General features: G+C 69.6%; 9 protein-coding genes. 5 read left to right on the top strand and 4 right to left on the bottom strand.

The window, feature by feature from the left end:
- Window positions 1-9: 9 nt before the first annotated feature.
- Entirely contained in the window at window positions 10-549 is a 540-nt protein-coding gene (locus tag KHA85_RS15270; protein WP_213186460.1) for an O-acetyl-ADP-ribose deacetylase, read from the bottom strand.
- Window positions 546-1,337, bottom strand: coding sequence for a phosphatase PAP2 family protein (locus KHA85_RS15265; protein WP_213186459.1), 792 nt, complete (start codon window positions 1,335-1,337; stop codon window positions 546-548). Before KHA85_RS15265 ends, KHA85_RS15270 begins: the two co-directional genes overlap by 4 nt.
- 106 nt (window positions 1,338-1,443) lie before the next feature.
- Here KHA85_RS15265 and aspA point away from each other — a divergent pair, with 106 nt between their 5' ends.
- Complete coding sequence (gene aspA / locus KHA85_RS15260) at window positions 1,444-2,907, top strand: aspartate ammonia-lyase (RefSeq protein WP_213186458.1); 1,464 nt, start codon at window positions 1,444-1,446, stop codon at window positions 2,905-2,907.
- Between the two features lie 110 nt (window positions 2,908-3,017).
- Window positions 3,018-3,794 (top strand): acetoacetate decarboxylase family protein, encoded by a 777-nt coding sequence (locus KHA85_RS15255; RefSeq protein WP_213186457.1) that lies wholly within the window; start codon window positions 3,018-3,020, stop codon window positions 3,792-3,794.
- A 27-nt stretch (window positions 3,795-3,821) separates the two neighbouring features.
- On the opposite strand, the gene KHA85_RS15250 is transcribed toward KHA85_RS15255, so the two are convergent.
- Window positions 3,822-5,390, bottom strand: coding sequence for a SulP family inorganic anion transporter (locus tag KHA85_RS15250; protein ID WP_236885775.1), 1,569 nt, complete (start codon window positions 5,388-5,390; stop codon window positions 3,822-3,824).
- A gap of 132 nt (window positions 5,391-5,522) precedes the next feature.
- Between KHA85_RS15250 and KHA85_RS15245 the strand changes: the two genes are divergently transcribed.
- From KHA85_RS15245 to KHA85_RS15235, 3 genes are all read left to right on the top strand, one after another.
- Window positions 5,523-5,930 (top strand): MerR family transcriptional regulator, encoded by a 408-nt coding sequence (locus tag KHA85_RS15245; RefSeq protein ID WP_213186456.1) that lies wholly within the window; start codon window positions 5,523-5,525, stop codon window positions 5,928-5,930.
- Window positions 5,931-6,114: 184 nt separating this feature from the next.
- Window positions 6,115-6,714, top strand: a complete 600-nt coding sequence (locus KHA85_RS15240) for a CAP domain-containing protein (RefSeq protein WP_213186455.1) — start codon at window positions 6,115-6,117, stop codon at window positions 6,712-6,714.
- Between the two features lie 71 nt (window positions 6,715-6,785).
- Window positions 6,786-8,519, top strand: a complete 1,734-nt coding sequence (locus tag KHA85_RS15235) for a BCCT family transporter (RefSeq protein WP_213186454.1) — start codon at window positions 6,786-6,788, stop codon at window positions 8,517-8,519.
- On the opposite strand, the gene KHA85_RS15230 is transcribed toward KHA85_RS15235, so the two are convergent.
- Window positions 8,516-9,367 (bottom strand): pirin family protein, encoded by an 852-nt coding sequence (locus KHA85_RS15230; protein ID WP_213186453.1) that lies wholly within the window; start codon window positions 9,365-9,367, stop codon window positions 8,516-8,518. The two genes, KHA85_RS15235 and KHA85_RS15230, sit on opposite strands and share 4 nt — an antisense overlap.
- Window positions 9,368-9,573: the final 206 nt, after the last annotated feature.

Below are 9,573 nucleotides of genomic sequence, written 5' to 3'. Positions count from 1 at the left end.
GGGGAGAGCTCAGTCGCCGAGGAGGTCGGCGCGGCACTCCTCGGCCAGGCGCAGGGCGTCAGCGTCGAAGAGCACGAGCGTCGCGGTCTCGACCCCGGTCTCGGTGGCGGCCAGCGTGGCCAGCGCGGTGCGGACCGCGTCCTCGCGCGGCCAGCCGTAGGCCCCCGCGGAGATCAGCGGGAACGCCACCGTGCGCGCGCCCAGCTCGTCGGCCACCGCCAGCGAGTTCCGGTAGCAGTCGGCCAGCAGCCGGGAACCGTCCGGATCGCGGCCGTGGATCGGGCCGACCGTGTGGATCACCCAGCGTGCGGGCAGGTCACCGGCGCCCGTCGCGACGGCCTGACCGGTCGGCAGCCCGTCGGCCAACCGGCCGGACCTCAGCTCGCGGCACTCCGCCAGGATGGTCGGCCCGCCCGCGCGGTGGATGGCCCCGTCCACCCCGCCGCCCCCGAGAAGTGAACTGTTGGCCGCGTTGACCACCGCGTCCACGTCCATGCGCGTGATGTCGCCGTGGCTCAGCTCCACCCGTGCGCGTCTCGTCGTCGTCATACCGTCTCCCTCCGGCGGATCATCGGTGCCGGCGCGTGATCGAGGCGGTCCATCAGCCACATGATGGTCGCCACCTCACCCACCCACGCCAGACTCACACACCAGCCCGCCAGGATGTCGCTGGGGAAGTGCACCCCCAGATACATCCGGGTGCCGCCGATGGTCGGCACATACACCGCCGACCCCGCGATCACCGCGGCCCGCCACCGCGTCGGCCACGCCAGGACACACGCGCACCCCGCCAGCGCGGCGCTGGCCATGGCGTGACCGCTGGGGAACGAGAAGCTCTTCTCCTGCACGATGTGCGTGAAGAACGTCGGCCGATCGCGGCGGTACAGCGCCTTGAGCACCGAGTTGATGATCGTCGACCCCACCAGCGACACCGTGAGCAACGCGGCCGGGCGGCGGCTGCCCCGCACCGACACCAGGTAGGCCGACGTCGCCAACGCGAACAACGGCACCGCCGTGACACCGCCGAGCTCGGTCACCGCCCGGGCGATCCGAGTGTTGCAGGGCGAGTGCCTGCGCTGCAGCCACATCATCACCGGCTGGTCGAAGGGCAGCTTGGCGCCGCTGCGGATGCGCTCGGCCAGCTCGACGAACCCGATCACCGGCGTCGCGAACCCCACGAACGCCACCCCGAAGATCGCCCACGTCCCGCGGGGCAGCGGCAACTCCTGCCGGTCGACGATGCTGCCGAGCACCCCGTCCGACGGATACAGGCGGCGCAGCACGTCCCGCGCCGAGGACAGGGCCCGGGGGCCACGGGTGGTCGTCGTGCGCGACATGCCCCCAGACTAGGCAGGCTCACGGTGTCCCCGCCCGCGGATCGCGACGAGGCCCGGTGTCCCACGGTTAGGGTGGGCCGGAAGCGACCCGAGAGGCGGAGGACGAATGACCCGGACCCGTGTGGAAGAAGACCTGCTCGGCACCAAGGAGGTCCCGGCGGACGCGTATTACGGCATCCACACCGTCCGGGCCGTCGAGAACTTCCCCATCGCAGCCACCACCGTCAGTGACATCCCCGACTTCGTGCGCGGCATGGTCATGGTGAAGAAGGCGGCCGCTCTGGCCAACCTCGAGATGGGCGTCCTGGACCAGACGGTGGCGGACGCGATCGTCGGGGCGTGCGACGAGATCCTCGTCGACGGGCGCTGCATGGACCAGTTCCCGTCCTGCGTGTACCAGGGCGGCGCCGGCACCTCGGTCAACATGAACACCAACGAGGTCGTGGCCAACCTCGCGCTCGAGCGGCTCGGCCATCCCAAGGGCTCGTACGACATCATCAGCCCCAACGACGACGTCAACAGGTCCCAGTCCACCAACGACGCCTACCCGACGGGCTTCCGCATCGCCCTGTGGCACGCGCTCGAGCGGCTCGAACCGGCGCTCGTCGCGCTGCGGGAGGCCTGCTACGACAAATCCGAGGAATTCCGCGAGGTCCTCAAGATGGGCCGCACGCAGCTCCAGGACGCCGTGCCCATGTCGCTGGGCCAGGAGTTCGGCGGGTTCGCCGTGAACCTCGACGAGGAACTCCACGTCCTCGGCTCGGCCGCCCGCATGCTGCTCGACGTCAACCTCGGCGCCACCGCGATCGGCACCGGCCTGAACACCCCGCCCGACTACCGCCGCGCCGTCATCAACCACCTGCGCCTCGTCACCGGACTCCCGGTCACCGGCGCGATGAACCTCATCGAGGCGACGAGCGATACCGGCGACTACGTCAACGTCCACGCCGCCCTCAAGCGGACCGCGGTCAAGCTGTCGAAGATCTGCAACGACCTGCGGCTGCTGTCCTCCGGGCCGCGCGCCGGCCTCAACGAGATCAACCTGCCCGAACTGCAGGCGGGGTCGTCGATCATGCCAGCCAAGGTCAACCCCGTGATCCCCGAGGTCGTCAACCAGGTGTGCTTCAAGGTGATCGGCAACGACATGACCGTCACCATGGCAGCGGAGGCCGGGCAGCTCCAGCTCAACGTCATGGAGCCGGTGATCGCCCAGGCGATGTTCGAGTCCATCTCCCTGCTCACCGAGGCCATGGAGACGCTCACCGAGAAGTGCGTCCGCGGGATCACCGCCAACGCCGAGATCTGCCGGGCCAACGTGATGAACTCGATCGGGATCGTCACCTACCTCAACCCCATCATCGGTCACCAGAACGGCGACATCGTGGGGCGCGAGTGCGCTCGCTCCGGCCGCGGGGTGCGCGAGGTCGTACTGGAGATGGGCCTGCTGTCCGCGGAGGAACTCGACGACATCCTGTCCCCGGCCAACCTGCTTCGTCCCCGGTACAAGGGCCGCTCGGTCAAGAACGTCGTGGCACAGCCGGGGCAGGACACGACCGGGCCGACGGGCTGAGGTCATCCGACCGCCGGGGGGCGTCTCGTCCGGCACGGTCAGGGCTGAGCGGCGAGTAGTTAGCCTGCCAAGGGGCTGATTCCGGGCGCGGGGACCGCTACCGTCGGCTCATGACCTCTCCCACATCACGCGTCGTCGCCGGACGCGAGATCACCTTCCCGGTTCCCGTCGTGTCCGCCTCGGTCTCGGGCGCGGCCTTCCTCGCGCGGTCCGCCGTCGTGCGCATGCTCATCGCCGGCGGGCGGCAGCCCGCCGTGATCGAGGCCGCGGGCGCCGAGCCCGTCTCGCTGCCCGGCGGGCGCACACCGGCGATCATGATCCACGTCCGCTACCACGACGTGCCGGGCAACGTCCTGGGCGCTTATCACGAGATCGGCCTGGCGTTCCAGCTCACCGTGCCCGGCGCGGGGACGCTGGTGCACATCCACGAGCTGCCGGTCGACCAGGACTTCACGCTGGCGGCGGGCAACGAGCTGTGGGGCTTCCCCAAGTGGAAGGGCGACATGGTCGGCACGGCCGGAGGCGCCCTCGACGACGCGCGTCTGGGCGCCGTGGGCTCGGCCGGAGCGGGGGGCGTCGACCTCCGGCTCGACACGCGCGTGGGCCTGCCGATCCCCGGCCGTCAGTCGCTCGCCATGAACTGCGTGCAGGTCCTCGACGGTGCGCCCGTCCTCGTCCGGGCCCAGGCCACGGCGACCGGCGGGCGGATGCGGCCGCTCAGCGGGGCCCGCGTGACGATCGCGCCCGGAGCCGACGACGCCGGCGGCGACGTGGCCCGGTTCGCCGAGGCCGTCCGCGAGCTGGGACTGGACCGGGCCCGCGCGCTCGGCACGTTCTCCTACGAGAAGTTCGAGGCCGAGTTCCGGGCGCCGGCGCCGATCGGCTGAGGGGCCCGGCGCCCGGCGCTCTTCGCCTCAGTGCCCTTCGCCGAGATTGCCGGACAGTTTCTCCAGTCGGTCCTGACTGGCGCCGTCCAGCCCGATGATCTCCACGGTCTTGCCCTTGGCCGCGTACTTGTGGGTGATCGCGTCCAGGGTGGCGACAGTGGAGGCGTCCCAGATGTCGGCCTCGGTCAGGTCGATCACCACGTGCTCGGGGTCGCCGGAGTAGTCGAACTGGTACACCAGATCGTTGCTAGACGCCCAGAACAGCTCACCGCGCACCCGGTAGGTGCGGACGTCGATGGTGCCGTCGTCGTCGACGTCACGCTCGGAGACCTTCTCCAGGCTCGTCATGTGGGCCACGCGCCGGGCGAACATGACCATGGCGGTGAGGACACCGAGAACCACGCCGATGGCGAGGTTCTCGGTGATCACCGTGGCGATCACCGTGACGACCATGACGATCGTCTCGCTCAGCGGCATCAGGCGCAGCGTGCGCGGGTGGATCGAATGCCAGTCCAGGGTGGCCACCGACACCATGATCATCACGGCGACGAGCGCGGCCATGGGGATCAGTCCGACGATGTCGCCCAGCGCCACAACGAGGATGAGCAGGAAGACGCCTGCCAGGAGTGTCGACAGCCGGGTGCGGGCGCCGGACTGCTTGACGTTGATCATCGTCTGGCCGATCATCGCGCAGCCGCCCATGCCGCCGAAGAATCCGGTGACGAGATTCGCGACGCCCTGGCCCCAGCCCTCACGGGTCTTGTCGGTGCGTACCTCGGTGATGTCGTCGACCAGCTTGGCCGTCATCAGGGATTCCATGAGGCCGACGAGTGCGGTGGCCAGGGCGTAGGGGGCGATGATCTGCAGCGTCTCGAGCGTCCACGGGACGTCGGGGAAGAACAGCGCCGGCAGAGACGAGGGCAGCTCCCCCTGGTCCCCGACGTTCGGCATGGACCATCCGAAGAGCAGGACGACGGCGGTGATCGCGATGATGGCGATCAGCGGAGCCGGCACCGCGGTGGTCAGCCGCGGGAAGGACACCATGATCGCGATGCCGGCCGCGATCATCGGGTACACGAGCCACGGAACGCCCAGCAGGTGGGGGATCTGGGCGGCGAAGATGAGGATCGCGAGCGCGTTGACGAAGCCGATCATCACGCTCCTGGGGATGAAGCGCATGAGCTTGCCGACCCCGATGAGGCTCAGCACCACCTGGAAGACGCCGGCGAGCAGCACGGTGGCCACGAGGTAGTCCATCCCGTGGTCGCGGGCGACCGGGGCCACGACGAGCGCGATCGCGCCGGTCGCCGCCGAGATCATCGCGGGGCGCCCGCCGGTGAAGGCGATCGTCACGGCCATGGTGAACGAGGCGAACAGCCCGACGCGCGGATCGACGCCGGCGAGGATCGAGAAGGAGATCGCCTCGGGGATCAGCGCGAGAGCGACGACCAGGCCGGCCAGGACCTCGGTCCGCAGTCGCCGCACGGAGGAGAAGGCGTACCGGAACGAGGCCAGGACGCCGACCGGCGCCAGACCGTCGTCGTCGCCGGCAGGCGCCGGGGAGGGCGCCCCGGGAGTGGTGGCGGGAGCCGACATGGGGATTGTCCTCACCGAGCAGGGGCATGACACACTCTCCCGTAGCGGGAGATTCTGAAGCTACCGTAACGGTAGGTTTGATGATGCGGCGAATCTCCGGCGCCCGCTGTGAGCAAGCCCACAAGGAGGATCATGTCGGAGGACGCGGTGCGGAAGATCGGCGAGGTCGCCGAGGCCACCGGTCTGTCGATCCGGACTCTGCGTCACTACGACGAGCTCGGCCTGGTCGTCCCCTCCGGTCACACCGCGGGCGGGTTCCGCCTCTACACCGATGACGACGTTGAACGGCTCCTGTTGGTGCGGCGGATGAAGCCGCTGGGTTTCTCTCTCGAGCGCATGAAGCAGTTCCTGCAGGCCACGGACGTGCTCGCCGCGGGCCGGCGCCCGCAGGCGGGGGAGTCGGGGTCGGAGGAGAGGCGCGCGGCGCGGGCGACCGTCGAGGAGGTCCGCGCCGAGGCCGAAGCGCGTTACCGCGATCTTCAGGTCCAACTCGATTACGGTGCCGAGTTCCTCCAACTGGTCCGCGAGAGGCTCGACTAGCCGCTCCGGGGCCCGCTCCGCATGTGCTCGAGTTGGCCGCCCGTACGCAAAGTGCGGCCACCCTTGTCACATCTGCACCACTGATAAGCGCTGGTCACAGCGGTAACGCGGCGCCGAGTCCGGCTCGTTACCTGCTCGGTCAAACGGTTCGCGTCAGGCGCACCGAAGCGGCATTATCACCATCATGCGCACAAGGCTCACCGCGTCACTCGCGACGATCGCCATCACCTCCGCCACCCTCCTGGGCGGCGGGGCGGCCACGGCTTCCGCCCAGACCCTGCCGTCCTTCATCCCGCAGCACCTGATCCCGGCGCACCTCGTGCCCCAGGTGGAGGGGATCGTCTCGCAGGTGCGCGCCGCCCTGCCGCCGGAGGCGTGGGCGGCGGTCGGCTCCAGCGAGATGGCCTACGGGGATGTCGCCGCCTTCGGGGTCTCCGGTGGACTGCGCGAGGGGATCATCCGCGAGATCGACGCCTACCGCATCGCGCACGGCCGCCGGGCCCTGGCTCCCAACGCCGATCTCGACCGGGCGGCCCAGGCGTGGGCGGACCGCCTCGCCGCCCGCGATGAAGTGATTCACAACACAGCGCTGATCGACCGTGGCCACGGGGAGAACATCGTCGCCGCGGGCACCCATTGTGGGGCGATCTGCCTGGTCGATCTGTGGAAGAACTCGCCCGGTCACAACGAGAACCTCCTCGACCCGGGCTACCGTTCGGCGGGCATGGGTATCGCCTACTCCGGCAACGGCAAAGTTTTCGTGGTACACAACTTCGCGTACTGACTTGTGAACTCTGACTGAGCCACTCGATCCGGCAGCGGTGCTCTGAAGGGGCCGAGACGACGGGAGAGACCATGTCCGAACGGATACTGAGAGCACTGAGGCTCAAGACCGATCCGGGGGTGTTCTTCACGACCGTCGGGGTCATCCTTCTCTTCGTCGTGGTGACGTTCTTCGCCGGCGACTGGGTGGGCAGCGTCTTCGGTTCCGCCTCCGGGTGGATCATGACCAACCTCGGCTGGTTCTACATCTTCGGTGTCACCGCGTTCCTCGGCTTCCTCATCTGGATCGCGCTCAGCCGGTTCGGTCACGTCCGCCTGGGCGGGGACGACGAGCTGCCCGAACACTCCACGCCCGCCTGGTTCGGCATGCTGTTCGCGGCCGGGATCGGCACCATCCTCATGTTCTGGGGCGTGGCGGAGCCCATCTCGCACTTCGCGACCCCGCCGCGCGGGGGCATCGAGCCCGGCAGCCGGGAGGCGGCCACCGAGGCGATGGCGTTCACGCTGTACCACTTCGGCCTGCACACCTGGACGATCTTCGCGCTGCCCGCCCTGGCGTTCGCCTACTTCATCTACAAGCGCAAGATGCCGCCGCGGGTGAGCTCGATCTTCGCGCCGCTGCTGGGCGACAAGATCTTCGGCCCGATCGGCAAGACGATCGACATCGTGGCGCTCGTCGGCACCGTGTTCGGTGTGGCCACCTCGGTCGGCCTGGGCACGCTGCAGATCAACGCCGGCCTGGACGAGCTGTTCGGCATCGCCATGTCCCCGGTCGTCCAGGTCCTCGTCATCGTCGTGGTCACCACCATCGCGTGCATTTCCGTGGCCCTGGGCCTGGAGAAGGGCATCAAGCGGCTGTCCAACCTCAACATCGCGGTCGCGGTCGCGCTGCTGATCTTCGTCGTGGCCACCGGGCCGACCCTGTTCCTGCTCAAGGGCACCGTCGAGTCGCTGGGGATCTACCTGTCGACCCTGCCGGAGCTGGCGCTGTGGAACAACGTCTTCCCGGCCAACGACGACCTGGCCTCGTGGCAGAACACGTGGACCGTCTTCTACTGGGCGTGGACCATCACGTGGTCGCCGTTCGTGGGCATCTTCATCGCCCGGATCAGCCGCGGCCGCACGATCCGCCAGTTCGTCTTCGGCGTCCTCGCCCTGCCGGTGGGCTTCTCGGTGTTGTGGTTCGGCATCTTCGGCATGGCCTCGTTCCACATCGAACTCTTCGGTTCCGGCGGCCTCACCGAGGCGGTGGTCGACGACGGCGACATCCCGGGCGCGCTGTTCGCGTTCCTGTCGAACTACCCGCTGGCCACGCTGCTCTCCGGTATCGCGGTGCTGCTCGTCGTCGTCTTCTTCACCACGTCCGTCGACTCGGCGTCGATGGTCGTCGACATGATGGCCTCCGGCAAGGACGACGACTTCGAGCCCTCGCCGACCCATCAGCGCGTCATCTGGGGCGTGCTCATGGGAGCGGTCGGCGCGACGATCCTCGCCGGTACCGGCGAGGGTGGGCTCACCGCGCTGCAGGAGGTCATCACCGTCGTCGGACTGCCGTTCTTCATCATGGGCTTCGTCATGATGTACAGCCTGGTCCGCGGGATCAGCAACGACATGGGGGAGCGGCCCCCCACGGTCACCAGGCAGTGGCGCCGTGCCTACTCGGCCGAGGAGCTCGAGAAGCACGAGGAGGCGCCCTCGCCCGAGCCGGTGCACCCGCTGTACCACATCCCGGGGGACGGGGAGCAGGACGACGGTGCCCCCCTGTCGGCCGGCGACGACAAGGGGACGGCAACCGAGAAGGACTAGTGGCCGCGGACGTCGAGCATCGTCATGCCCGCGTGCATCTCCCACGCGAGGATCTCGGCGCCGTGGTCGCCGGCGGTGACACGCCGCCCCCCGGCGGCGGTCATCCGCGCGGCGTCGCCGGTGTCCATCGGGCCTTCGCCCTCCAGCGTCACCGAGCCCAGGGGCACGTAGAGGTGGAGGTGGGGCGCGTCGGGGAGGTGGACGGAGCGGCCGGGTCCCAGCCGCGCTGCGTGCAGCGCGGACGTGCGGTCGCGGATCCGGATGGCGGCGCGGTCCGAGTAGGTGGGTAGCCCTCCGGCGACGACGACGAGCTGGTTCTCCAGCTCCGCCGGTTCGATCTCGAGCTGTTCGTACCCGGGATCCCCGCCGGTCTCGTCCGGGACGACCCACATCTGGACGAGGTGGACCGGGTCGGCGGGGGCGGCCTCGGTGCGGACCGAGCCGTCACGCCAGGCGTCGTTGCGTTCGGAGTGCAGGATCCCCGTGCCGGCGCTCATCCGCTGCGCGAGTCCGGGGTAGATGATCCCGCTGTGTCCCTCGGAGTCCTGGTGCACGAGCGAGCCGGACAGGACCCAGGTGACGATCTCCATGTCCCGGTGGCCGTGCGTGTCGAATCCGGAGCCGGCGGCGATGCGGTCGTCGTTGTTGACCAGCAGTCGCCCGAAGTGCGTGTTCATCGGGTCCTGGTAGCGGCCGAAGGAGAACGAGTGCCGCGAGTCCAGCCAACCGCCCCGGTCGCGGGATCGTGTTCGGGAACGGTGGATCTCGACGCCGGGGACGAGCAGGGGCACGGTGACCTCCTCGGAGCGGCGGGCTCGGCGCGCACGCCGCGGATACTGGTGATGCATCAACTATAGCTCCTGTCCGGCTCCGGGCCGCGCCCCAGCGCCAGCTCGCTCCGCCGGTCTGCCAGCCGAGCCACCCGCGCCACCGCCGGTCCGGCCACTCGCTCGCGCGTTCCCCGCCCGCGTGCTCCGCCCTCGCCCCTGTCGGGCCAGCCGTGCTCCGCCCGCTCGCAGCCTCGGGGCCCGCCCGCGTCCGCGTCGAGTGGTCG

Origin of the sequence: Dietzia massiliensis, from assembly GCF_018390595.1 — a bacterium.
Taxonomy (GTDB): Bacteria; Actinomycetota; Actinomycetes; order Mycobacteriales; family Mycobacteriaceae; genus Dietzia; species Dietzia massiliensis.
Note: the sequence above shows the minus strand (reverse complement) of the source record. Positions and strands in the feature narration are given on the sequence as shown.

Excerpts from the sequence above, each read along its gene's own strand:
- KHA85_RS15230 (WP_213186453.1), bottom strand. The coding sequence starts at position 9,367 with ATGCATCACCAGTATCCGCGGCGTGCGCGCCGAGCCCGCCGCTCCGAG.
- KHA85_RS15255 (WP_213186457.1), top strand. The coding sequence starts at position 3,018 with ATGACCTCTCCCACATCACGCGTCGTCGCCGGACGCGAGATCACCTTC.
- KHA85_RS15270 (WP_213186460.1), bottom strand. The coding sequence starts at position 549 with ATGACGACGACGAGACGCGCACGGGTGGAGCTGAGCCACGGCGACATC.
- KHA85_RS15245 (WP_213186456.1), top strand. The coding sequence starts at position 5,523 with ATGTCGGAGGACGCGGTGCGGAAGATCGGCGAGGTCGCCGAGGCCACC.
- KHA85_RS15240 (WP_213186455.1), top strand. The coding sequence starts at position 6,115 with ATGCGCACAAGGCTCACCGCGTCACTCGCGACGATCGCCATCACCTCC.
- aspA (WP_213186458.1), top strand. The coding sequence starts at position 1,444 with ATGACCCGGACCCGTGTGGAAGAAGACCTGCTCGGCACCAAGGAGGTC.
- KHA85_RS15265 (WP_213186459.1), bottom strand. The coding sequence starts at position 1,337 with ATGTCGCGCACGACGACCACCCGTGGCCCCCGGGCCCTGTCCTCGGCG.
- KHA85_RS15250 (WP_236885775.1), bottom strand. The coding sequence starts at position 5,390 with ATGTCGGCTCCCGCCACCACTCCCGGGGCGCCCTCCCCGGCGCCTGCC.
- KHA85_RS15235 (WP_213186454.1), top strand. The coding sequence starts at position 6,786 with ATGTCCGAACGGATACTGAGAGCACTGAGGCTCAAGACCGATCCGGGG.